This window comes from Enterobacter sp. TMH.L2 (assembly GCF_050847315.1).
Taxonomy (GTDB): Bacteria; Pseudomonadota; Gammaproteobacteria; order Enterobacterales; family Enterobacteriaceae; genus Cedecea.
This window is the reverse complement of the sequence record NZ_CP193791.1, coordinates 3,973,945-3,996,682: the sequence shown is the minus strand read 5'-3', so window position 1 is coordinate 3,996,682 and position 22,738 is coordinate 3,973,945. Positions and strand designations below refer to the sequence as shown.

Sequence of the window (22,738 nt, the reverse complement as noted above, 5' to 3'; positions counted from 1 at the left end):
CGGCGAATTTACTGAGGGAGCTTTACTTAGGCTCGTCTTCCTCTTTTACTTTCGTATTGGCGGTAAGCAGGAACGGTGATTGCTGCCAGCGGGTGCGCTTGCCGTGCAGCAGCGTGCGGGTCAGCACAATACCGATCGCGACGGCGAGCAGCAGCATCAGGCGCAGAATATTGGTGGTGTTGTCCACTTGCTTAGCTTCGGTGGCAAGCGTGTGGGTATCCAGGGTAATGCGCAGGTAGCCGATAGGCCCGCTTTTATCGGTGATAGGTTCGACGATTTGCTGGTTGAAGTAGCTGCCGGCTTTCTGGCCGTCCAGCGCCAGGCGATCGCGAACCTCAATGTTTTCCCCCGCGCGCGCAATTTGGTCACCTTCGCTGTCGTACACGGCGGCATCCAGAATACGGCTATCCTTAGTCAAAAGGTTAAGCACGGTGGAGATGCGTTTTTCATCCGGATTCTCAGTTTTCATGACGGGAACCAGATTAAACGCGACCTGACGGGAGAGGGTGCGGGCCAGCTCCTCTAACTGAACGTTTCGCGCCTGCTGACTGCCCCGGCTGAACCAGGACGCGCCCTGCATTAGCGCCACCAAAAGTGCGAGGCAGAACAGCACAATCACTGCGCGATGGAGCCGAAATTTAAATTTTACCCGAACCATGATGCACCTTTGGAAAATTGCTTACTTTAATGTTGCCAGAAGCAAGGCGGACAAGGTAGCCTCATGCGTTGTTTTTACCCGGATACCCTGCATTCTTCAAAGGGCAGAAGCTCAGGCTTTACGCCAGCGCGAGGAGAAAAATCCCTTGCCATCAGCCCGCAATCCGACTGCAAAAGGGTATGTTTACTTGATTCTGGAGCCGCAATGCCAAACAGTTTGACCTGGTGCGATTTGCCTAACGATGTTTCACTTTGGCCTGGGTTGCCGCTTTCCCTGAGCGGCGACGAAGTGATGCCGCTGGACTACCGCGCTGGCCGCAGTGGCTGGCTCCTGTACGGGCGTAATCTGGACAAGCAGTGTCTGACCAAATACCAGCGCAAGCTGGGGGCGGCGATGGTGATTGTGACCGCCTGGTGCGTGGAAGATTATCAGGTTATTCGCCTGGCCGGCTCTTTAACGCCGCGCGCGACCAAGCTTGCGCATGAAGCCGGGCTGGACGTGGCGCCGCTGGGCAAAATCCCACATTTGAAAACGCCTGGTCTGCTGGTCATGGACATGGACTCCACCGCCATTCAGATCGAGTGTATCGACGAGATCGCCAAACTGGCGGGAACGGGTGAAATGGTGGCTGAAGTCACCGAACGCGCAATGCGCGGCGAGCTGGACTTTACCGCCAGCCTTCGCCAGCGTGTGGCGACCCTGAAGGGCGCGGATGCTAATATTTTACGCCAGGTTCGCGACGAGCTACCGCTGATGCCGGGGCTAAAATCTCTGGTACAAAATCTCGATACGCTGGGTTGGAAAGTGGCGATTGCCTCTGGCGGGTTTACCTTCTTCGCCGAATACCTGCGCGACACATTAAACCTGACGGCGGTGGTCGCCAACGAACTTGAAATTTGCGACGGCAAGCTGACCGGCGAAGTGCTGGGGCAGATTGTGGACGCGAAGTTCAAAGCGGTCACTTTGAAGCGCCTGGCCGAAAAATATGAAATCCCCGCCGCGCAAACCGTTGCGATTGGCGACGGGGCCAATGATTTACCGATGATCCACGCCGCAGGCCTGGGGATTGCCTATCACGCTAAGCCGAAGGTGAACGAGAAGAGCGAAGTCAGTATCCGTCATGCGGATCTGATGGGCGTGTTCTGCATCCTTTCCGGCAGCCTGATTCAGGAAGAACGTTAACAAGAGGTATAAAGGTGGCGAAAGCTCCAAAACGCGCATTTGTTTGTAACGAGTGTGGTGCGGATTACCCGCGCTGGCAGGGGCAGTGCAGCGCCTGTCACGCGTGGAATACCATTACCGAAGTGCGCATCGCCGCTTCTCCGCAGGTTGCCCGCAACGAGCGCCTCTCCGGCTATGCCGGGAGCGCGGGCGTCAGCCGCGTACAAAAGCTTTCGGACATCAGCCTGGAAGAACTGCCGCGCTTCTCCACCGGTTTTAAAGAATTTGACCGGGTGCTGGGCGGTGGCGTAGTGCCGGGCAGCGCCATTCTGATCGGCGGTAACCCCGGCGCAGGGAAGTCAACGCTGCTGCTGCAAACGCTCTGCAAGCTGAGCGAGCAAATGAAAACCCTGTACGTCACTGGCGAAGAGTCGCTTCAGCAAGTGGCGATGCGCGCGCATCGGTTAGGCCTGCCGACGCAAAACCTCAATATGCTGTCGGAAACCAGCATCGAACAGATCTGTATGATCGCTGAGGAAGAGCAGCCGAAGCTGATGGTGATCGACTCGATCCAGGTCATGCACATGGCGGACGTGCAGTCTTCGCCGGGCAGCGTGGCCCAGGTGCGTGAAACTGCGGCCTACCTGACGCGTTTTGCGAAGACGAAAGGCGTGGCGATCGTGATGGTCGGGCATGTCACGAAAGACGGTTCTCTTGCGGGGCCAAAAGTCCTCGAACACTGTATAGACTGTTCAGTCATGTTAGATGGCGACGCCGATTCCCGCTTTCGAACCCTGCGCAGCCATAAAAACCGCTTTGGGGCGGTGAACGAGCTGGGCGTGTTCGCGATGACCGAGCAGGGACTGCGTGAAGTCAGCAACCCGTCGGCCATTTTCCTTAGCCGGGGCGATGAAGTGACACCGGGCAGTTCGGTGATGGTGGTTTGGGAAGGAACTCGTCCGCTGCTGGTTGAGATTCAGGCGCTGGTGGATCAGTCGATGATGTCCAACCCTCGCCGCGTAGCCGTTGGTCTGGAGCAAAACCGCCTGGCGATTCTGCTGGCCGTACTCCACCGTCACGGCGGCCTGCAAATGGCCGATCAGGACGTGTTTGTGAACGTGGTGGGCGGCGTAAAGGTTACCGAAACCAGCGCCGACCTGGCGCTGCTGCTGGCGATGGTTTCCAGCCTGCGCGACAGAGCCTTGCCGCAGGATTTAGTCGTATTTGGGGAAGTCGGGCTGGCGGGTGAAATCCGCCCGGTACCCAGCGGCCAGGAGCGTATTTCCGAAGCGGCGAAACACGGCTTTAAGCGCGCAATTGTGCCCCAGGCCAACGTACCGAAAAAAATTCCTGAAGGGATGCAGGTCTTCGGCGTGAAAAAACTTGCTGATGCGCTTTCTGTATTCGACGACTTATAATTGAGTAACTTGCGGGAACCGTTCCCGCTTCGGCAGGAGGCAGCGCGTGTCGTCATTCGACTATATTAAAACGGCTATTCGTCAGCAGGGCTGTACTTTACAGCAGGTGGCGGATGCCAGCGGTATGACTAAAGGCTACCTGAGCCAGTTACTGAACGCGAAAATCAAAAGCCCCAGCGCGCAAAAACTGGAGGCGTTGCACCGCTTCCTTGGGCTGGAATTCCCGCGTCGCGAAAAGAAAGTCGGCGTGGTGTTCGGTAAGTTTTATCCGCTACATACCGGGCATATCTACTTGATCCAGCGCGCCTGTAGCCAGGTGGACGAGCTGCATATCATCATGGGCTATGATGAGCCCCGCGACCGAGCGCTGTTTGACGATAGCGCGATGTCCCAGCAGCCAACCACCGGTGACCGCCTGCGCTGGCTGCTGCAAACTTTTAAATATCAGAAGAATATCCGCATTCACTCCTTTAACGAGGAGGGAATGGAGCCTTATCCCCACGGCTGGGACGTCTGGAGCCGGGGGATTAAAGCGTTTATGGACAGCAAAGGTATTTCGCCAGACCGGATCTATACCTCGGAAGAAGGGGACGCCGCGAAGTTTACCGAACACCTCGGGATCGAAACGGTGGTGGTCGATCCAAAGCGAACCTTTATGAACATCAGCGGCACACAAATCCGTGAAAACCCGTTCCGCTACTGGGAATACATTCCTACTGAGGTAAAACCGTTCTTTGTGCGCACGGTGGCGATACTTGGCGGCGAGTCGAGCGGGAAGTCGTGGATGGTGAACAAGCTTGCCAACATCTTCAATACCACCAGCGCCTGGGAATACGGGCGGGATTACGTTTTCTCGCACCTGGGCGGTGACGAAATGGCGCTGCAATATTCCGACTACGACAAAATTGCCATCGGCCATGCGCAGTACGTCGATTTTGCGGTGAAGTACGCCAATAAAGTGGCGTTTATCGACACCGACTTTGTGACCACTCAGGCCTTCTGCAAGAAGTATGAAGGCCGCGAGCACCCGTTTGTACAGGCGCTGATCGATGAGTACCGCTTTGATCTGGTTATCCTGCTGGAAAACAATACGCCGTGGGTGGCTGACGGTTTACGCAGCCTCGGCAGCGATGTGGACAGAAAATCGTTCCAGAACCTGCTGGTGGAGATGCTCAAAGAGAACAACATCGAGTTTATTCACGTCGAAGAGTCCGACTATGACTCGCGCTTCCTGCGCTGCGTGGATCTGGTGAAAGAGATGATGGGCGAGCAGCGGTAAAGCGTACGCTGGCCCTCACTTTAACCCTCTCCCAGAGGGAGAGGGAATAAACAATATTATGTGTCGTTTTTCTCCCTCGCCCTCTGAGAGAGGGCCGGGGTGAGGGGAAAAGTACTACGGGTGAACTCACCATAAAAAAGGCACCGTGAAGGTGCCTTTTGCATTTACTTGGTTACGCGCTTGTACTTGATGCGTTTTGGCTCCAGGGCATCTGAGCCGAGGGTACGCTTCTTGTACTCTTCGTATTCGGTGAAGTTCCCTTCGAAGAATTCGACTTTACCTTCATCCTGGTAATCCAGAATGTGGGTAGCGATGCGGTCCAGGAACCAGCGGTCGTGCGAGATAACCATCGCGCAGCCCGGGAACTCCAGCAGGGCGTTTTCCAGCGCACGCAGGGTTTCGATATCCAGGTCGTTGGTTGGTTCATCGAGCAGCAGAACGTTACCGCCAACCTGCAGCAGCTTCGCCAGGTGCAGACGACCGCGCTCACCGCCGGACAGCTCGCCCACGCGTTTGCCCTGGTCGACGCCTTTGAAGTTAAAGCGGCCAACGTAGGCGCGGCTTGGCATCTCGGTGTTGCCGATACGCATAATATCCTGGCCGCCGGAGACTTCTTCCCAGACGGTTTTGCTGTTATCCATGGCGTCACGGAACTGGTCAACGGAAGCCAGTTTCACGGTCTCACCGAGGGTTATAGAGCCGCTGTCAGGCTGTTCCTGACCGGACATCATGCGGAACAGGGTAGATTTACCCGCGCCGTTCGGACCGATGATGCCGACGATGGCGCCTTTCGGTACGGAGAAGCTCAGATCGTCAATCAGCAGGCGGTCGCCGTAAGATTTACGCAGGTTGTTAACTTCCACCACTTTATCCCCCAGACGTGCGCCAGGTGGAATAAACAGTTCGTTGGTTTCGTTACGTTTCTGGTATTCGGTGTTGTTCAGCTCTTCGAAGCGTGCCAGACGGGCTTTGCCCTTAGACTGACGGCCTTTAGCGCCCTGACGAACCCACTCCAGCTCTTTCTCAATGGATTTACGGCGAGCCGCTTCCGTTGAGGCTTCCTGCGCCAGGCGCTGATCTTTCTGCTCCAGCCAGGAGGAGTAGTTACCTTCCCATGGAATACCTTCCCCACGGTCAAGCTCGAGGATCCAGCCGGCGACGTTGTCGAGGAAGTAACGGTCGTGGGTGATCGCCACCACGGTGCCCTCGAAGTCGTGCAGGAAGCGTTCCAGCCATGCCACGGATTCTGCATCCAGGTGGTTGGTTGGTTCGTCGAGCAACAGCATGTCTGGTTTTTCCAGCAGCAGGCGGCAAAGCGCAACGCGGCGGCGTTCACCCCCGGACAGCTTCTCGATTTTTGCATCCCAGTCCGGCAGGCGCAGGGCATCGGCGGCGCGCTCCAGCTGCACGTTCAGGTTATGACCGTCGTGCGCCTGGATGATTTCTTCATACTTGCCTTGCTGCGCGGCCAGCTTATCGAAGTCCGCGTCCGGCTCGGCGTATTTGGCGTAGACTTCGTCCAGGCCTTTCAGCGCGTTAACCACTTCGGAAACCGCTTCTTCTACGGACTCACGTACGGTGTGTTCCGGGTTCAGCTTTGGTTCCTGCGGCAGGTAGCCGATCTTGATGCCTGGCTGTGGACGGGCTTCGCCTTCGATATCGGTATCGATGCCGGCCATGATGCGCAGCAGGGTGGATTTACCGGCACCGTTCAGACCCAGTACGCCGATTTTGGCGCCAGGGAAGAAGCTGAGCGAAATATTTTTCAGAATATGTCGTTTCGGCGGGACAACTTTGCCGACACGATGCATGGTATAAACGAATTGAGCCACAGTGCGACTTTGCCTCTTTTATCGTGATGTAAGATGGTACTTAACAAAGGCGAAGTGTAGCCGTTTTCACGGTCTAATCCCAGCGGGGTATCGTGCTTCTGCCGCGCAGGGCGCCTTTATACGCTTCATGACCAAAATATCCCTTCCGGACGTGGCGTATTGTGTCTCCCCTGGTTAGCATGAATGCATTCGCTTATTGCAGCGCAGGCATGATGCCGTCAGGAAAATAATGAGGAGAAGGTGTGGTAAAAGCCAAACAAGTCGTATGGCAGTTGCTTGCCGCGGGCGTTAGCCTGGTGATGTTAAACGGTGCGGTACGTGCAGATTCTCTCGATGAGCAGCGCAACCGCTACGCGCAAATTAAACAGGCCTGGGATAACAAGCAAATGGACGTGGTGCAGCAGCTCATGCCCACGCTGCAGACCTATCCCCTTTATCCTTATCTTGAATACCGCCAGCTCACCGATGACCTGATGAACGAGCCGACCGTGGCGGTGGCCCAATTTATCCAGGCGAACCCAACTTTGCCTCCGGCGCGTACCTTAAGCTCCCGGTTTGTTAACGAGCTGGCAAGGCGGCAGGACTGGCAAGGTTTGCTGGCCTTTAGCCCCGAGCCGCCTGCCACTAACGAAGCAAAATGTAATTACTACTTTGCCAAATGGAATACCGGGCAAGCGGATGCCGCCTGGGCCGGTGCGAAAGAACTTTGGCTGACGGGAAAGAGCCAGCCATCAAGCTGTGATGCGCTGTTTTCGGCGTGGCGAGCTTCCGGCACGCAGGATCCGCTGGCTTACCTTGAGCGAATTCGTCTGGCGATGAAAGAGGGGAATACCTCGCTGGTGAACGCGCTGGCGAACCAGATGCCAGCGGAATATCAGACCATCTCCAGCGCCCTGGTCAGCCTGCAAAATAATCCTGGCACGGTGCTGACCTTCGCTAATACGGTGGGGGCGACGGATTTCACTCGTCAGGCGGCCGCTATCGCCTTTGCAAGCGTTGCGCGTCAGGATGTAGAGAATGCTCGCCTGATGATCCCGTCCCTGGCTCAGGCACAGAAATTGACCGAGGAGCAGGTGCAGGAATTGCGTGACGTTGTGGCCTGGCGGTTGATGGGCAGCGACGTAACGGATGAACAGGCTCGCTGGCGGGATGACGCCATTATGCGTTCCCAGTCCACCTCGTTGATTGAGCGGCGCGTGCGCATGGCGCTGGGTGCGGGCGATCGCACAGGCCTGAATACCTGGCTGGCGCGTTTGCCAATGGAAGCCAAAGAGAAAGACGAATGGCGCTACTGGCAGGCTGATTTACTGCTGGAGCGGGGACGTGAAGACGAAGCGAAAGGTATTCTTCGTGCCCTGATGCAGCAGCGTGGTTTCTATCCGATGGTTGCCGCCCAGCGGCTTGGGGAAGAATACCCCCTGCGCGTGGATAAAGCCGAGCCTGTTAATCCTGCGCTGGTGCAGGGGCCTGAAATGGCCCGCGTCCGCGAGCTGATGTACTGGAATATGGACAACACCGCGCGGAGTGAATGGGCAAATCTGGTCACCAGCCGCAGCAAGCAGGAGCAGGCCGGGCTGGCGCGCTATGCTTTTGAGCAGGACTGGTGGGATCTCAGCGTGCAGGCAACCATTGCCGGCAAGCTATGGGACAACCTCGAAGAGCGCTTCCCGCTGGCTTATAAAGACACCTTTGCCCGCTACGTTAGCGGCAAAACTGTGCCACAAAGTTATGCCATGGCGATTGCCCGCCAGGAAAGTGCCTGGAACCCGAAAGTGCGTTCCCCGGTGGGGGCAAGCGGCCTGATGCAGATCATGCCGGGCACCGCCACCCATACGGTGAAGATGTTCAGTATTCCAGGCTACAGCAGCCCGGTGCAGCTTCTGGATCCTGACACCAACATCAATATTGGCACCAGCTACCTGCAGTATGTGTTCCAGCAGTTTGAGAACAACCGTATCTTTGCTTCCGCCGCCTATAACGCAGGGCCGGGGCGCGTGCGGACCTGGCTGGGTAACAGCGCAGGGCGGATTGACGCCATCGCATTCGTGGAAAGCATTCCGTTCTCTGAGACGCGTGGCTATGTGAAAAACGTGCTGGCCTACGATGCCTATTACCGCCATTTCATGGGGCAGCCGGACAAGATTCTGTCTGACAGCGAGTGGCAGCGGCGTTACTGATTGCGCAGAGAGTATGTTATGCTGCCGTACTAGTTAAAGAGTATGGTGGCCTGACATGACTCAGCTCTCTCAGTATTCGGCGGAACAGGCCGAGCAAAGTAATAAAGAGTGGCTCCGCTTTGTGGGGCTGTTACAGCAAGCTTTTGGGCAGGAGCTTCACATGCCTCTGCTGACGCTGCTGTTGACGCCGGATGAGCGTACGGCGTTAGGCACGCGAGTACGCATCATCGAAGAGTTGTTGCGCGGTGAGCTTAGCCAGCGTGAGCTGAAGAATGAACTGGGCGCGGGGATTGCAACCATCACCCGCGGCTCTAACAGCCTGAAAGCTGCGCCGACGGAACTACGGGCGTGGCTGGAAAAAGAGCTGCTGCAGGGTGGCAGCTCAAACCGCTAAATATTTTCCCGGCAGTAAATCTCGTTATGAAATGGACTTAGCGCCAGAATCACCGCCTGATGGTAAACGCTACTACGCGTGAGCTTTCCGGCGGTGAACACCCCAATCGCTCCCTCTTTACGCCCAATCTCATTGATACCCGTATAGTCGGACATCACCGGCCCCAGAGCGTGGCCTGCGCTGACTTTTTGCAGAATGATGTCTGGCAGCGGCAGGGTCGCCGAACGGGCTTCACCGCGCTGCTGCCGATTCTCGATCACCACCCAACTGAAGGTACTCCCTTCGTCGATACCGGCCTCAATAGCGACCCAAAAGTCGGCATCTGGTCTGATCTCCCGGGCATTCGCTACTCTGCATCGTGCGCCAGTTCGCGTTTCCTGACTACCAAAGGGCTGCTCCGGCACGCCACTATCGACGACCACGGGCTCAATATGGCAGGATCCTTCGCCATAAATCTCGCTAAACGCCTGCAGAATCGCCTGAATTTTGGCGGGATTGGTTGTTGCAGCTACGACATGGTTCATAATAAGTCAGAACTCTCGATATTTCGTGACCGGAGTATAACGGAAAAAACGCATGTTACAGGTATACCTTGTTCGTCATGGCGAAACGCAGTGGAATGCTGAGCGCCGCATTCAGGGGCAGTCAGACAGCGCGCTGACTGAAAACGGAGAGCGTCAGGCCTGGCAAGTGGCCGAACGAGCCAGAGCCCTTGGCATCACCCACATTATCAGCAGCGATTTAGGCCGTACTCGCCGCACCGCAGAGATCATCGCCGAAGCCTGCGGCTGCGAGATTATCCTGGATTCCCGCCTGCGTGAGCTCAATATGGGCGTGCTTGAACGCCGCAAAATGGACTCGCTAACCGAAGAGGAAGAGGGCTGGCGGCGGCGCTTAGTTGACGGCACACCGGACGGGCGTATTCCCGAAGGCGAAAGCATGCTGGAACTGAGTAACCGCATGCACGAAGCCCTGAACGCCTGCCGGGAGCTGCCGGCCGGAAGCCGACCGCTGCTGGTGAGTCACGGTATGGCGCTGGGCGGACTGGTGAGTACGATTCTTGGTTTACCGGCGTGGGCGGAACGTCGCCTGCGTCTGCGCAACTGCTCGATTTCCCGCGTGGATTATCAGCACAGCCCGTGGCTGGCGTCTGGATGGGTGGTTGAAACAGCAGGAGACATCTCGCACCTTGATGCCCCTGCTCTGGATGAAATCCAGCGTTAACGGCGAACCGGGATCAGGTATTCACAGCGGATATGCATCGGCACATCCTGATCCCGCGTTTCATCCTGAGGATAGAAACGTTCGATGTCCTGACCTTTACGGCGCGTCAGGTTGAGTGATGGCATGCAGGTGCCATAAACCGTCAGGATAAAGTCCTGCAGCCCGGTGCCCAGCCCTTCGTAGTTAAATTGAACATAATCCCCCCCTTCCAGCACCACCGGATGTGAATCCGGCAGGAAACCATTCGCCAGCTCAGGCGTGAGCGCCGTGGTGTAGAAGACTTCCTGCTCGTCGTCTTTTTCCGAGCTTGGGCGAGGCTCATGCAGGCCGTATAACACCCGCGGGATGGTCGGTGAGTTGCCGAGGAACTGCGTCCAGAACTGGATGCGCATCTCATTACGGAAGTCGGAGATTTGCTCCAGCGTGCAGCTGTAGCTTTGCGTGACCCCAACCAGATGCGTTTCCGGCATCGTGATGAAGTGGGCCTGCGGCGGCGTAAACTCGCCGAGACGCAGCGGCGGGCGCATACCGAAGGCGCTCCAGTCAGGAGAACGACGGTAGAGCGCCGGCGTTTGAGCAAACTGCTTTTTAAACGCACGAGTAAACGTCTGCTGCGAGTCAAAGCGGTACTGAAGCGCAATATCGAGAATAGGGCGCGCAGTCAGGCGCAGAGCAACGGCGGATTTGGAGAGTCGGCGGGCGCGAATATAGGCACCAATAGCGTGCCCGGTAACCTCTTTAAACATCCGTTGTAAATGCCACTTGGAATAACCTGCTTTTGCCGCCACATTATCAAGGGCGAGAGGCTGGTCGAGGTGGCCCTCCAGCCAGCTAAGAAGATCGCGAATGATCCCAGCCTGATCCATAAAATATCCTCATCCATACAAGCGAATGCCTGTTTACTAAGGTAGCGGATAATAGCATTTTTGTAGTTTATGCATTCACCGTTTTTATTTAACAAGTTGTGCCAAATTTGCCGATTATGGAGGCAGGTTTTGCTAATAATGTGATATTCAACGGTTTTTTGTCCAATTGTTGAATAGTCCCGTAGGGTAATTTTTATACAATGGTAACAATATGAAATATAAAGCTTTAGCACTTTGCAGTGCGCTTCTGGCCGTAAGCTACGGTGCGAGCGCGGAGCAGATCGGATCGGTGGACACCGTGTTTAAAGTCTTTGGTCCCGACCACAAGATTGTCGTCGAGGCGTTTGACGATCCTGATGTGAAGAATGTGACCTGTTATATCAGCCGCGCAAAAACCGGGGGTATCAAGGGCGGCCTCGGATTAGCTGAAGACACGTCTGATGCGGCCATTTCCTGCCAGCAGGTAGGCCCGGTTGAGCTCAGCGATAAGATAAAAGCGGGTAAAGCGCAGGGCGATGTAGTGTTCCAGAAGCGAACTTCGCTGGTGTTTAAAAAGCTGCAGGTGGTGCGTTTCTATGATGCGAAGCGCAATGCGCTGGCCTACCTTGCCTACTCTGATCGGGTCGTAGAAGGCTCTCCTAAGAACGCCATCAGCGCGGTACCGATTATTCCGTGGAGTAAATAATCTGTGCACTGGCGCTGAGCGGATGCATTCACGCATGGCCGCATGAGAAGCCTGATGTATTTCTAATGCATCAGGCTTGTCAGTTCTTACCTTCCTTATTAGTGTGTTATGACCGTGCCGTTGCCTTCTAAGGCTTCTTTGATGCAGATCGAGCCTCTACCGCCCCTGAATACCCTTATCGCCTTCGAATGCGTGGCCCGCTATGGCAACATTTCTCGTGCGGCGGAGGAGTTAAACCTGACGCAAAGCGCGACCAGCCGGCAAATTCTGCAGCTGGAAGAGATGCTCGGCTGCAAGCTCTTTACCCGAACCCAGCGGCGAGTGCTGCTCACGCCACGCGGTGAAGCTTATGCCGAGCGGGTCAGGCAGCAGCTGGCGGCCCTGTCGCATGCCACGGCAGAAGTGATGGGCTGGACCGGGTTGCCACAGGTCACTATCGCCTGTACCAGCGCTATGAGTTCGCTGTGGCTGTCATCCCGGCTTTCTGCCCTGCATCGTGAGCTGCCAGATTTGCAGATTCGCATGAAAATTACCGACAACTTCTCGGAGCTGCGCTCATCGGAATTTGATCTGGCTATTTTTTACCTGCGAAGCGTGCCCGTCGGTTTTCACGCCACGCCGCTCTTCGATGAAGTCTGTTACCCCATGTGCTCCCCGGCTTTTCTGTCCCGCATTGGTTCAGACGCACCGGCGGAAGCGCTGCTGCAGCACACGCTGCTGATTCAGGACGATCCCCAGCGGGAGTGGACCGGGTGGAGCGACTGGTTTGCTTCGCAAAATGTTTTGAGCTTTGTGCCAGGGCAAACCTGGCGAGCCAATAACTATCCGTTTTTGGTGGAGACGGCGGTGCGCGGCGACGGGATATTACTCGGCTGGGAAGGGCTGGTGCAGGATTATCTTAACCGGGGCGAGCTTGTCGCGGCGCACTCTGGCAAGCTGGCCGCCGCCAGTAAATGTTTCCTGCTTATCCCCCAGGATCGCTACATGAAGCCGATTGTTCGCCATGTGATGAGCTGGCTACAGCGCCAATCTTTGACGGAATAAGCAGAAAATAGATGTAAATCACATAAGACGATTATTTTAATATTTTGGTCATCAATAAATTATCTGGTTATTTTATTAGCCATAACGTTTTCTTATATAATACGACGGGAAATAAGTGATAAATCACATTTAATCCTTTGGTTTATTTATCGTCTCTAAATCCAAAGGCACTATTTTATTTTTCATCTCTGCGCGTCGACGATAAGAAGTATGCATACCTACAAGTGTGAAAACCAGCCACATCGACTGCGATATTACCGACGCTAAATTAAAATCATGGCTAAGAGAATACAGCCCGCCCACGCAGCCTGCGATGTTGAGTACAGCATAACCATTTGAATCTATTGATATCCTTCGCATTTGGACTAGGGCGTATGCCAGCAGGTAACAAAACACGCCAATTAAACCTACAAGGGTATGCAGTTCCACTTTTTCTTTCCTGATGTGACTCCGTGAACGGGAAATTATCTTTTTTGCCGTGGTTCTGCCGTGCATTTTTTTCATAGTCTGATACGAAAAACTCATGCCTCAGTGTTTAGCTGTTTTGATATAAATCATAAATAGATGTGCTATGGCATCTGGCCGGTGGTCAGACAAACAAATAATAACGGAGAAAAATAAATGAAAGACGATCGTTCAGACGAAAAAAAATACCTGCAGGGCGTGAGCATGAGCCGCCGTTCATTTATCAATACGGCGGCGCTGATTGGTATGGGCAGTGCGTTATCGCTGTCGCCGCTGGCGGGTTTTGCTGCCGAAGCGACGCCTAAAAAAGGGGGCGTGCTGAAGCTGGGCATGTCGGGCGGCAATACCAGTGATTCTCTGGATCCCACGCTCTTTAGCGACTGGGTGCCGCTTAACCAGGCATACATGCTGATGAACGGCCTGGTGGAAATTGATGAGAATAACCAGGCCACGCCGGAGCTACTGGAAAGCTGGGAAGCGAAGCCGGGCGCGCAGGAGTGGACCTTTAAAGTGCGTCAGGGCGTGACCTTCCACAACGGCAAGGCGCTTACCGTGGAAGACATCCTTTACTCGATTAACCTCCACCGTGGCGATCAGTCTCGCAGCGCCATTAAAACGCAGCTGGCGGCCATCAAAGATCTGAAGAAGAGCGGTGAGAACGAAATTACCCTGACGCTGGACAGCGGCAACGCCGACTTGCCGTTCCTGCTGGCGGACTACCACCTCGTTGTGGTGCCGGACGGCTTTACCGACTGGAAACACCCGATTGGCACCGGCGGCTTCGTCTTTGATCAGTACCAGCCGGGCGTGCGTTCCTATTTCAAACGTAATCCGAATTACTGGAAGCCAAACCGCGCGTTTGTGGACGCCGTTGAAGTGCTGGTGATCAACGATGCGACCGCGCGTACCAACGCCCTTATTTCGGGCCAGGTCCACGCCATCAACCGCGTGGACTTTAAGACCGTCGATTTCCTGAAGCGCAGCCCGGCGCTGAACATCGTGCGGGCGGCCGGCGGGCAGCATTTCACCTTCCTGATGGACTGCCGCGTATCACCGTTCAACAACAATGACGTTCGGACGGCGATTAAATACGGCATCGATCGCGAGAAATTACTGGCCACCGTGCTGCGGGGTTACGGCACGCTGGGCAACGATCATCCGATCCCGAAAACCGATCGCTTCTTCAATAAAAGCCTGGAACAGCGCGCCTACGATCCTGACAAGGCTAAGTTCTTCCTGAAAAAAGCCGGGCTAAGCGCGCTGCCGCTTGAGCTGTCGTCCTCTGATGCTGCCTTTGCCGGGGCATTGGATGCCGCCGCATTGTTCCAGGGGGAAGCCGCTGCAGCGGGGATTCAGGTCAGCATCAAACGCCAGCCGGCAGACAGCTACTGGGATGACGTCTGGATGAAAGCGCCGTTTAGCATGGGCTACTGGGGCGGGCGTCCAACGGCGGATCAGATGTTCTCCACCGCCTGGCAGTCCACCGCCAAATGGAACGATACCCACTGGAAGAATGACAAGTTCGACAGCCTGCTGATTCAGGCGCGATCGCTGCTTGATGACCAAAAGCGGGCAGAGATCTACGGGGAGCTGCAAAGCATTGCCCGGGATGACGGCGGCGCGATGATCCCGCTGTTTGGCGACTATCTGGACGCCACCAGCAAAAAAGTCGGCGGTGTGAAACCTCATCCGCTCTTCAACTTTATGGGTGGCCGCCTGGCTGAACGCGTCTGGCTGGAGTCGTAATGAAAAAACAGATCCTTCATCGTTTATTGCTGGGCGTGCTGACGCTGTGGCTGGTTTCGGTTCTGATCTTCGTCGGCACCGAGCTGTTGCCCGGCGACGTGGCGAGCGCCATCCTCGGCCAAAACGGCACGCCGGAAACCATCGCCGCGCTGCGTCTCCAGCTTGGGCTGGATCAGCCGGCGGTTTATCGCTATCTGCATTGGCTGTCCGGCGTCTTGCACGGTGATTTAGGCACTTCGCTTGCCAACAACCAGCCTATTGGCGCCGAGCTGCTGCCTCGTCTGGCGAACACGCTGTTTCTTGCGCTATATGCCGCGCTGATCGCGATTCCGTTGGCGGTCGTATTGGGGATTGCTTCTGCGGTGTGGCGAGGCTCCTGGTTTGACCGCCTGGCGAACACGCTGACGCTGATGAGCATTTCGGTGCCGGAGTTTTTTGTCGGCTACGTGCTGGTGATCTTCTTTGCGATTCGCCTGGCCTGGTTCCCCAGCCTCGCGCTGGTCGACCCGGATGCCAGCCTTCTCGATAGGCTCTATGCCTGTACGTTGCCGATGCTGACGCTGGTGCTGGTGGTGCTGGCGCACATGCTGCGCATGACGCGGGCTTCCGTCGGCGCGGTGATGTCCAGCAGCTACATCGAAACGGCGCTGCTAAAAGGGCTTTCCCGCTGGCGCATTGTGCTCAGCCACGCGCTGCCCAACGCGCTCGCGCCAATCATCAACGTGATTGCTTTCAACCTGGCCTATCTGGTGGTGGGCGTCATCCTGGTTGAGGTGGTCTTTGTTTATCCGGGCATCGGGCAACTGATGGTGGATGCGGTGACAAAACGAGATTTGCCGGTGGTGCAGGCCTGCGGGCTGCTTTTTGGCGGGACTTATATCCTGCTGAATACGGCGGCAGATCTGCTGGCCATTTGGTGTAACCCACGACTGCGGCATGCGAGGTAGGCCATGAAAAATATCAAAATTCGCACGGTGCCGCTGTCGGCAATATTAGGGTTGACCATCATCGCCGTCAATTTGATTGCCGCGCTTTTTGCGCCCTGGCTGGCGCCGCACAGCGAAACGGCTCAGGTGGGTGACATCTGGATGCTGCCGTCGAGTTCGATGCCGTTCGGCACCGACAGTCTGGGGCGTGACATGCTGTCGCGTATTCTGTTTGGCGCCCGAACCACCATTGCGATTGCGCTGGCGATCACCGCTATTTCATTTGTGGTGGGCATTATTACCGGTTTTACCGCCGCGATTTACGGGCGCTGGGTGGACGTCGTGCTCACCCGCATCGTCGATACGCTGATGTCGATCCCGGTGCTGATCCTGGCGCTGATCGTCCTGTCCGTGCTGGGGACCTCTATTCCGGTGCTGGTCGGAACCATTGCGCTGTTAGACGCGACTCGCGTTTTCCGTCTTGCTCGTCTGGTCGCGCAGGGGATCGTTTGCCTTGAATATGTTGAGGCGGCGCGCCTGCGTGGGGAAGGGCTGTGGTGGATCGTCCGTAAAGAGTTTCTGCCTAACGCCATGCCGCCGCTGCTGGCGGAATTCGGCATGCGCTTCTGCTTTACCTTCCTGTTTATTGCCGGGCTGAGTTTCCTTGGGCTGGGCATTCAGCCACCGTGGGCGGACTGGGGCAGCATGGTGCGTGACAACGCGCAGGCCATCAATTTTGGCCAGTTTGCTCCGCTGTACCCCGCTGCGGCGATTGCCCTGCTGACGATAGGCGTCAACCTGGTGGTCGACTGGCTGCTGGTGCGTAACAACCTTTCGCTGGGAGAAGAGGGATGACACAACCGATTTTACAGATGCGTGATTTACGCATTGAAACCGAGCAGGGGCTGCCGCTGGTGAAAGGCGTCTCTCTCAGCCTGATGCCTGGCGAAGTTCTGGGGCTGATTGGCGAGTCCGGCGCGGGGAAATCGACTATCGGTCTTGCGGCCCTGGGCTATGCCCGACCTGGCTGCCGGATTGCGGGCGGTGAAGTACTGGTGGGCGGGCAAAATATTGTGGCGCTATCCAGCAAAGAGAAACGTGAGTTTCGCGGTAAGCGCGTGGCCTATGTGGCGCAGAGCGCCGCCGCCGCGTTCAACCCGGCGCTGACCATCGGCAAGCAGGTTTGTGAAGGGCCGCTTCGCCATGGCCTGATGAGTCCGGAAGAAGCCCAGGCCTGGGCCGTGACGCTGTTTAAAGCGCTTGATCTCCCGGAGCCTGAAGCTATCGGCCAGCGCTATCCACATCAGCTCTCGGGCGGGCAGCTGCAGCGGGCGATGGCGGCGATGGCGATGTCCTGCAAGCCTGATGTCCTGATCCTTGATGAACCGACCACCGCGCTGGATGTAACGACGCAAATCGAAGTGCTGGTGATGTTGCGTAAACTGGTCAGAGAGTTTAATACCGCCGCGCTGTATATCACTCACGATCTGGCGGTTGTCGCACAGATTGCCGACCGCATTATGGTGCTGCGTCAGGGGAGCGAAGTGGAATGCGGCAGCACCGCCGATATTCTGCAGAATCCAACAGAAAGCTACACGCAGCGACTGGTGTCCGAACGCGCCCACGCTTTAACGCCGGTGCATGCCGAAAGTAAACCTGAAGGGCAGCTACTGGCGTTGAATAATCTCTCTACGGGCTACAACGGTAAAACGGTCGTCCACAACGTTTCCCTCAGCATTGCCAAAGGAGAAACGATGGCCATTATCGGCGAGTCCGGGAGCGGGAAGAGTACGCTGGCCCGGGCGCTCTGCGGCCTGCTGACTGACACGAAAGGCAGCGTTACCTTTGCTGACAAGGTGCTGGCCAACCGTTACCCGCAGCGTGATAAAGAGACGCTGCGCCGTATCCAGATGATCTATCAGTTGCCCGATGTGGCGCTTAACCCAAGGCAAACCGTGCTGGAGGCGATTGGCCGCCCGGTAGCGTTCTATTTTGGCCTTGATAAACAGCAGGTTCGCGCGCGGGTTCTGGAACTCCTGAAACTGACTGAACTCCCTGATTATCTGATTGATCGCTATCCTGGCTCGCTTTCCGGGGGGCAGAAGCAGCGCGTGTGTATTGCACGAGCGCTGGCCGCGAAGCCCGATCTTATCATCTGCGATGAAGCAACCTCCGCCCTTGACCCGCTGGTGGCGGAAGAAGTGTTGAAATTGCTGAGAAACCTGCAGGAACAGCTGGGGCTGTCTTATCTGTTTATCACCCACGACCTGAGCACGGTAAAACGCATTGCTCAGCAGGTTGCCGTGATGTATCAGGGCAACGTCGTCGCACAGGGCCCAACCGCGCAGGTATTCAGCGCACCAATGCACAGTTACACCGAAAAACTGCTGACTTCCGTGCCGGAAATGCGCCCTTCCTGGCTGGATGAGGTGCTGGGTCAGCGTCAGTTAAATGCGATGGCAGGAGCTTCATGAAAACTCTTATTACGCAATTCCCTCACAGCGTGAGCGTGACGGAACATTTGTGGATTGTTTTGAAAGACGGAACTCGGCTGGCCGCGCGTATGTGGCTGCCTTTGTCGGCTTCGCAGCAGCCGGTGCCCGCCATTCTGGAGTACATTCCCTACCGCAAGCGCGACGGAACGCGTACCCGGGATGAGCCGATGCACGGCTATTTTGCCGGGAATGGCTATGCGGTGCTGCGGGTAGACATGCGCGGCAGCGGGGATTCTGATGGGCTGATGGCCGATGAATATCTTTTGCAGGAGCAAGAGGATGCGCTGGAGGTGATCGACTGGATCAGCCGCCAGGGCTGGTGCAACGGCGCCGTGGGCATGATGGGTAAATCCTGGGGTGGCTTTAACTGCCTGCAGCTGGCGGCTCGCCGCCCTCCGGCACTGAAAGCCATTATCACCGTTTGCTCGACGGACGATCGTTACAACGACGATATCCACTATAAAGGCGGCTGCCTGCTGAATGACAATTTGTGGTGGGGCGGCATTATGCTGGCCTACCAAAGCCGCCCGCAGGATCCGGAGCTGGTCGGGGAGGGCTGGTATCAGGCCTGGCTGAATCGCCTTGAAAATATGCCTTTCTTCCCGGCGCTGTGGATGGAACATCCGCTGAAAGATGATTACTGGAAGCACGGCTCCGTGGGGGAAGACTGGCAGGCCATTACCTGCCCGGTGATGGCGGTGGGCGGCTGGGCGGATTCCTACAGCAACGCGGTCTTCCGCCTGATGGATAATCTTAACGTCCCGCGCAAGGCGATCCTCGGCCCGTGGGCGCATATTTATCCTCAGGATGGCTCGCCTACGCCGGCCATCGGTTTTCTGCAGGAGGCTGTGAGCTGGTGGGACCGCTGGTTGAAACAGATCGATAACGACGTGCTGGATGGCCCGCGCGTCCAGGCCTGGCTCAACGACAGCCAGCGACCTGATTCGCAGCGGCCGCAGGCCTTTGGGGAGTGGATTGCCATTGAGAACGATACCGACGCTGAAACCTTCCCTCAGCGCTGGCATCTGCAGCCTGGCCGGCTGGTGACATCGCCTTTAGTCGATGAATACCGGCAGGACATCCGTAGCGTGCAGAATCACGGGTTGTTCGCCGGAGAGTGGATGGGCGCGGGTGTGCTGGGGGAAAGCCCAAGCGATCAGCGAATGGATGACGGACTGGCCGAAAGTTTCGACAGCGCCCCGCTGAGCGAAAGCCTGGCGATTTACGGTTTCCCGCAGTTTAACGTCACGCTTTCCAGCGATAAACCTGCGGCCATGCTGTATGTCCGCCTGTCAGACATTGCACCTGACGGAGCATCAACCCGCGTCAGCCACGGCTGGGTGAATCTGAGTCATTTGCAGGGGCAGGAGCAGAACGTGGCGCTGGTGCCGGGCGAAAAGGTCAATGTTACCGTGCAGCTGGACGGCATCGCCTGGCGCTTTGCTGCCGGGCACCGGCTACGGGTTTCTCTCGCGACTACCTTCTGGCCGATGATCTGGCCGATGGCTGAAAATGCGACGCTTAGTGTTGATCTGGCCAGCGCTCAACTGCAATTGCCGGTTTGCCGGGAAGTGAAACCGATAGCTGGCCCGAATCCGCATCCTGAAACGGCAGCCAATACGCCGCTGACAATCCTCTCTCCAGGGCGGGTCGATCGCGAATTGCGCTATGACGTGGTGAAAGACAGCTGGCAGAGCATCACTCAGGGCGTGGGCGGTGTTTTTGGCGAGGGCGTGTATCGGTTTGAGGATATCAATACCACCGTCGATCATAGCCTTAGGCGCCAGTTGACGGTGCAAAACAGCGATCCTCTCTCGGCACATTACCTGCTGACTCAGAACATGAAAATCGGCCGGGAAGGCTGGTGGACGGACACAGATATTGTGCTGGAGATGCGCAGTGATCTGACGCATTTTATCGTCAGTGGAAAGGTGACGGTTCAACACAATGGGGACGTGGTCTTTACCCGGGACTGGAATGAACGCATTTCCCGCTGAAAGACAGGCATAAAAAAGGGCTGACAGATGTCAGCCCTTTTCGTTATTTTTAACCGTTTATTCCTGCAGATCGCCGCAGAAACGGTAGCCTTCGCCGTGGATGGTGGCGATAATTTCAGGCGTATCCGGCGTGGATTCGAAATGTTTACGAATGCGGCGAATGGTCACATCGACGGTACGGTCATGCGGCTTCAGCTCGCGACCGGTCATTTTTTTCAGCAGCTCGGCACGAGACTGAATTTTGCCCGGGTTTTCACAGAAGTGCAGCATCGCACGGAATTCACTGCGCGGCAGCTTATACTGTTCACCGTTCGGGCTAACCAGAGAGCGGCTGTTGATGTCCAGCTCCCAGCCGTTGAATTTGTAACTTTCAACGGAACGACGTTCTTCGCTGATGGCCCCTAAATTCATGGTGCGGGACAGCAGGTTACGTGCACGAATAGTCAATTCACGCGGGTTGAAAGGTTTGGTGATGTAGTCATCCGCACCGATTTCAAGACCGAGAATCTTGTCTACTTCGTTGTCACGACCCGTCAGGAACATCAGCGCCACGTTAGCCTGCTCGCGCAATTCACGCGCCAGCAGCAGGCCGTTTTTACCCGGCAGGTTGATGTCCATAATGACGAGGTTAATGTCATTATCGGCAAGGATTTGATGCATCTCTGCGCCATCGGTCGCTTCAAAAACATCATAGCCTTCCGCTTCAAAAATGCTTTTAAGCGTGTTGCGTGTTACTAATTCGTCTTCGACGATAAGAATGTGCGGGGTCTGCATGTTTGCTACCTAAAATTGCCAACTAAATCGAAACAGGAAGTACAAAAGTCCCTGACCTGCCTGTTACATGCCATAAATTAACATGCCGGGCTTAACATGACTAAAGTACGTAATTGCGTTCTTGATGCACTTTCCATCAACGTCAACAACATCATTAGCTTGGTCGTGGGTGCATTCCCTTTGGACCCGACGGTGTCAAAAACGGCTGTTATCCTAACCATTTTAACAGCAACATAACAGGCTGACGCGCTTTAGACACCTGATAAAACTACGCTTCGTTGACATATATCAATTTCAATTGTAGCACGTTAACAGTTTCAATAAATCATCGTAGCTCAATGCTAGCTTTTGTCACAACTTTTTAATAATCAAGATCGTAAAGCGTCAAATAAAGTACGCTGAATCTGGCCTGCAGCTGTGTTTCTCTTGTGGGGAAATAAACCATGATAAACAAGTGGATATAACCCGTGTTTCCCCTATTTTCATGGTATATAATCACGTAAAAGCATAAGCTTAAGTTATAAGTCCATCAGAAGTTATAGTCACAATATATGTTGCAACAAAGTAAATTTGCGATGCGTATTATCCAAATTTGTGCATCACTTCGCACGTTTTAACGAATTTTAGAAGAGAGTTCCAATGCGTTTGCCAATTATCCTGGTTTCACCGGCCAGAGCAGAGAACGTCGGGGCCGCTGCCCGGGCGATGAAGACCATGGGGTTTACGGAGATGAGGATCGTAGCCAGTGATGCGCATCTCCAGCCCGCCGCGCACTGGGTTGCGCACGGCGCGGGCGATATTCTTGATGGAATTCGCCACTTTGACACGCTCGCGGATGCTCTGAGTGACGTGGATTTTTCCATCGCCACAACGGCCCGCAGTCGGGCGAAGTTTCATTACTATGCGACGCCGCAGCAGCTACTGCCTATACTCGAAGAGAAACGCCAGTGGGTAGAATGCGTGGCGCTGGTTTTTGGCCGTGAAGATTCCGGGCTGACCAACGAAGAGCTGGAGTTGGCGGATGTGTTAACCGGCGTGCCGATGGTCGCGGATTATCCGTCGCTTAACCTGGGGCAGGCCGTGATGGTTTATTGCTACCAGCTTTCCGCTTTGATGCAGCAACCGCCTGTGGAAAACGTGGCCGGTGACGGGCAGCAGTTGAATGCGCTGCGTCTGCGAATGGAAGCGCTTTTGCATCGTCTTGAGGTTGCGGGCGACCAAAAAATGGTCGATTGGGTCCAGCAGCGTTTGGGGCTACTGGAGCAGAGAGACACGGCAATGCTTCACCGTTTGCTTCATGACATCGAAAAAAAATTACCAGAATGAAATGTTTTTGAATGACTCTTTTTGAGACGTTCATCTAACTTATTGCGCTATTTACGCGCTTTTACTCCCATTTTTGGTGAGTTTTTCAGCTCGACCGGGCAAGGCGATTTTTTGTGACAGAACTAAAAAAAATTGACTTGGTAAAGGGATTGCTTTAACCAATAGAGCTATTACAAATTTAGAGCACACAACATCCATGTTTCGCTTCAGCCTGATTACCACAATTATCACAACCACCATTACCACAGGTAACGGTGCGGGCTGACGCATA

22 protein-coding genes and 1 other annotated feature (1 of these 23 cut by a window edge) are annotated in these 22,738 nt (G+C 55.6%); of the genes, 16 read left to right on the top strand and 6 right to left on the bottom strand.

The window, feature by feature from the left end:
* Positions 1-22: 22 nt before the first annotated feature.
* Positions 23-658 carry a YtjB family periplasmic protein gene (locus ACREYP_RS19090; RefSeq protein WP_008460105.1) on the bottom strand — a complete coding sequence of 212 codons (636 nt, stop codon included), beginning with the start codon at positions 656-658 and terminating at the stop codon, positions 23-25.
* Between the two features lie 204 nt (positions 659-862).
* On the opposite strand from ACREYP_RS19090, the gene serB reads away from it, so the two are divergent.
* From serB to nadR, 3 genes are read left to right on the top strand one after another with little or no spacing between them, the layout of a single operon-like run.
* Positions 863-1,840: a phosphoserine phosphatase gene (gene serB / locus ACREYP_RS19085; protein WP_166876931.1), complete on the top strand. Its 978-nt coding sequence runs from the start codon at positions 863-865 to the stop codon at positions 1,838-1,840.
* Positions 1,841-1,854: 14 nt separating this feature from the next.
* Complete coding sequence (gene radA, locus ACREYP_RS19080) at positions 1,855-3,237, top strand: DNA repair protein RadA (RefSeq protein ID WP_008460107.1); 1,383 nt, start codon at positions 1,855-1,857, stop codon at positions 3,235-3,237.
* Between the two features lie 46 nt (positions 3,238-3,283).
* Positions 3,284-4,516, top strand: a complete 1,233-nt coding sequence (nadR, locus tag ACREYP_RS19075; protein WP_008460108.1) for a multifunctional transcriptional regulator/nicotinamide-nucleotide adenylyltransferase/ribosylnicotinamide kinase NadR — start codon at positions 3,284-3,286, stop codon at positions 4,514-4,516.
* Positions 4,517-4,680: 164 nt separating this feature from the next.
* Here the strand turns inward: nadR and ettA are convergent, their stop codons facing one another.
* Positions 4,681-6,348, bottom strand: a complete 1,668-nt coding sequence (ettA, locus tag ACREYP_RS19070) for an energy-dependent translational throttle protein EttA (RefSeq protein WP_008460109.1) — start codon at positions 6,346-6,348, stop codon at positions 4,681-4,683.
* 242 nt (positions 6,349-6,590) lie between these two features.
* Here ettA and sltY point away from each other — a divergent pair, with 242 nt between their 5' ends.
* Both sltY and trpR read left to right on the top strand, forming a co-directional pair.
* Complete coding sequence (sltY, locus tag ACREYP_RS19065) at positions 6,591-8,525, top strand: murein transglycosylase (RefSeq protein WP_336707729.1); 1,935 nt, start codon at positions 6,591-6,593, stop codon at positions 8,523-8,525.
* A 55-nt stretch (positions 8,526-8,580) separates the two neighbouring features.
* Positions 8,581-8,919, top strand: coding sequence for a trp operon repressor (trpR, locus tag ACREYP_RS19060; RefSeq protein WP_008460111.1), 339 nt, complete (start codon positions 8,581-8,583; stop codon positions 8,917-8,919).
* Here the strand turns inward: trpR and yjjX are convergent.
* Positions 8,916-9,443, bottom strand: coding sequence for an inosine/xanthosine triphosphatase (gene yjjX, locus ACREYP_RS19055; RefSeq protein WP_008460112.1), 528 nt, complete (start codon positions 9,441-9,443; stop codon positions 8,916-8,918). The two genes, trpR and yjjX, sit on opposite strands and share 4 nt — an antisense overlap.
* A gap of 52 nt (positions 9,444-9,495) precedes the next feature.
* Here yjjX and gpmB point away from each other — a divergent pair, with 52 nt between their 5' ends.
* Positions 9,496-10,143 carry a 2,3-diphosphoglycerate-dependent phosphoglycerate mutase GpmB gene (gene gpmB, locus ACREYP_RS19050; RefSeq protein WP_008460113.1) on the top strand — a complete coding sequence of 216 codons (648 nt, stop codon included), beginning with the start codon at positions 9,496-9,498 and terminating at the stop codon, positions 10,141-10,143.
* Here the strand turns inward: gpmB and robA are convergent.
* Positions 10,140-11,009: an MDR efflux pump AcrAB transcriptional activator RobA gene (robA, locus tag ACREYP_RS19045; protein WP_008460114.1), complete on the bottom strand. Its 870-nt coding sequence runs from the start codon at positions 11,007-11,009 to the stop codon at positions 10,140-10,142. The genes gpmB and robA overlap by 4 nt on opposite strands.
* Before the next feature lie 211 nt (positions 11,010-11,220).
* Here robA and creA point away from each other — a divergent pair, with 211 nt between their 5' ends.
* Together creA and ACREYP_RS19035 are read left to right on the top strand one after the other, a co-directional pair.
* Positions 11,221-11,694, top strand: coding sequence for a protein CreA (creA, locus tag ACREYP_RS19040; protein WP_008460116.1), 474 nt, complete (start codon positions 11,221-11,223; stop codon positions 11,692-11,694).
* 141 nt (positions 11,695-11,835) lie between these two features.
* Positions 11,836-12,738 carry a LysR substrate-binding domain-containing protein gene (locus tag ACREYP_RS19035; RefSeq protein WP_336818389.1) on the top strand — a complete coding sequence of 301 codons (903 nt, stop codon included), beginning with the start codon at positions 11,836-11,838 and terminating at the stop codon, positions 12,736-12,738.
* 129 nt (positions 12,739-12,867) lie between these two features.
* On the opposite strand, the gene ACREYP_RS19030 is transcribed toward ACREYP_RS19035, so the two are convergent.
* Positions 12,868-13,167: a CBU_0592 family membrane protein gene (locus ACREYP_RS19030; RefSeq protein WP_336818390.1), complete on the bottom strand. Its 300-nt coding sequence runs from the start codon at positions 13,165-13,167 to the stop codon at positions 12,868-12,870.
* A 192-nt stretch (positions 13,168-13,359) separates the two neighbouring features.
* Here ACREYP_RS19030 and ACREYP_RS19025 point away from each other — a divergent pair, with 192 nt between their 5' ends.
* From ACREYP_RS19025 to ACREYP_RS19005, 5 genes are read left to right on the top strand one after another with little or no spacing between them, the layout of a single operon-like run.
* The gene (locus ACREYP_RS19025; protein ID WP_008460120.1) at positions 13,360-14,949 is read left to right on the top strand and encodes an ABC transporter substrate-binding protein; all 1,590 of its coding nucleotides are present in this window, start codon (positions 13,360-13,362) and stop codon (positions 14,947-14,949) included.
* Positions 14,949-15,896, top strand: coding sequence for an ABC transporter permease (locus ACREYP_RS19020; RefSeq protein WP_008460122.1), 948 nt, complete (start codon positions 14,949-14,951; stop codon positions 15,894-15,896). Before ACREYP_RS19025 ends, ACREYP_RS19020 begins: the two co-directional genes overlap by 1 nt.
* A 3-nt stretch (positions 15,897-15,899) precedes the next feature.
* Positions 15,900-16,730 carry an ABC transporter permease gene (locus ACREYP_RS19015; RefSeq protein ID WP_008460123.1) on the top strand — a complete coding sequence of 277 codons (831 nt, stop codon included), beginning with the start codon at positions 15,900-15,902 and terminating at the stop codon, positions 16,728-16,730.
* Positions 16,727-18,349, top strand: coding sequence for an ABC transporter ATP-binding protein (locus ACREYP_RS19010; RefSeq protein WP_336818391.1), 1,623 nt, complete (start codon positions 16,727-16,729; stop codon positions 18,347-18,349). Before ACREYP_RS19015 ends, ACREYP_RS19010 begins: the two co-directional genes overlap by 4 nt.
* Positions 18,346-20,367, top strand: coding sequence for a CocE/NonD family hydrolase (locus ACREYP_RS19005; RefSeq protein ID WP_498881028.1), 2,022 nt, complete (start codon positions 18,346-18,348; stop codon positions 20,365-20,367). The genes ACREYP_RS19010 and ACREYP_RS19005 overlap by 4 nt, the downstream gene beginning before the upstream one ends.
* Positions 20,368-20,424: 57 nt before the next feature.
* Here ACREYP_RS19005 and arcA read toward each other — a convergent pair whose 3' ends face one another.
* The gene (gene arcA, locus ACREYP_RS19000) at positions 20,425-21,141 is read right to left on the bottom strand and encodes a two-component system response regulator ArcA (RefSeq protein ID WP_008461663.1); all 717 of its coding nucleotides are present in this window, start codon (positions 21,139-21,141) and stop codon (positions 20,425-20,427) included.
* A gap of 96 nt (positions 21,142-21,237) precedes the next feature.
* Here arcA and yjjY point away from each other — a divergent pair, with 96 nt between their 5' ends.
* From yjjY to thrL, 3 genes are all read left to right on the top strand, one after another.
* Positions 21,238-21,378 carry a YjjY family protein gene (yjjY, locus tag ACREYP_RS18995; protein ID WP_085938930.1) on the top strand — a complete coding sequence of 47 codons (141 nt, stop codon included), beginning with the start codon at positions 21,238-21,240 and terminating at the stop codon, positions 21,376-21,378.
* Between the two features lie 402 nt (positions 21,379-21,780).
* A complete protein-coding gene (locus ACREYP_RS18990) occupies positions 21,781-22,467 on the top strand; it encodes an RNA methyltransferase (RefSeq protein WP_498881027.1) in 687 nt (228 codons plus the stop codon).
* A gap of 196 nt (positions 22,468-22,663) precedes the next feature.
* Entirely contained in the window at positions 22,664-22,732 is a 69-nt protein-coding gene (gene thrL, locus ACREYP_RS18985) for a thr operon leader peptide (RefSeq protein WP_071530522.1), read from the top strand.
* Positions 22,671-22,738: a sequence feature (Thr leader region), on the top strand (it continues 50 nt past the right edge of the window). Its footprint overlaps the gene before it by 62 nt.

Coding starts and splice junctions, on each gene's coding strand:
- ACREYP_RS19090 (WP_008460105.1), bottom strand. CDS start 658: ATGGTTCGGGTAAAATTTAAATTTCGGCTCCATCGCGCAGTGATTGTG.
- serB (WP_166876931.1), top strand. CDS start 863: ATGCCAAACAGTTTGACCTGGTGCGATTTGCCTAACGATGTTTCACTT.
- trpR (WP_008460111.1), top strand. CDS start 8,581: ATGACTCAGCTCTCTCAGTATTCGGCGGAACAGGCCGAGCAAAGTAAT.
- yjjX (WP_008460112.1), bottom strand. CDS start 9,443: ATGAACCATGTCGTAGCTGCAACAACCAATCCCGCCAAAATTCAGGCG.
- gpmB (WP_008460113.1), top strand. CDS start 9,496: ATGTTACAGGTATACCTTGTTCGTCATGGCGAAACGCAGTGGAATGCT.
- robA (WP_008460114.1), bottom strand. CDS start 11,009: ATGGATCAGGCTGGGATCATTCGCGATCTTCTTAGCTGGCTGGAGGGC.
- creA (WP_008460116.1), top strand. CDS start 11,221: ATGAAATATAAAGCTTTAGCACTTTGCAGTGCGCTTCTGGCCGTAAGC.
- ACREYP_RS19035 (WP_336818389.1), top strand. CDS start 11,836: ATGCAGATCGAGCCTCTACCGCCCCTGAATACCCTTATCGCCTTCGAA.
- ACREYP_RS19025 (WP_008460120.1), top strand. CDS start 13,360: ATGAAAGACGATCGTTCAGACGAAAAAAAATACCTGCAGGGCGTGAGC.
- ACREYP_RS19020 (WP_008460122.1), top strand. CDS start 14,949: ATGAAAAAACAGATCCTTCATCGTTTATTGCTGGGCGTGCTGACGCTG.
- ACREYP_RS19015 (WP_008460123.1), top strand. CDS start 15,900: ATGAAAAATATCAAAATTCGCACGGTGCCGCTGTCGGCAATATTAGGG.
- ACREYP_RS19010 (WP_336818391.1), top strand. CDS start 16,727: ATGACACAACCGATTTTACAGATGCGTGATTTACGCATTGAAACCGAG.
- ACREYP_RS19005 (WP_498881028.1), top strand. CDS start 18,346: ATGAAAACTCTTATTACGCAATTCCCTCACAGCGTGAGCGTGACGGAA.
- arcA (WP_008461663.1), bottom strand. CDS start 21,141: ATGCAGACCCCGCACATTCTTATCGTCGAAGACGAATTAGTAACACGC.
- yjjY (WP_085938930.1), top strand. CDS start 21,238: ATGACTAAAGTACGTAATTGCGTTCTTGATGCACTTTCCATCAACGTC.
- ACREYP_RS18990 (WP_498881027.1), top strand. CDS start 21,781: ATGCGTTTGCCAATTATCCTGGTTTCACCGGCCAGAGCAGAGAACGTC.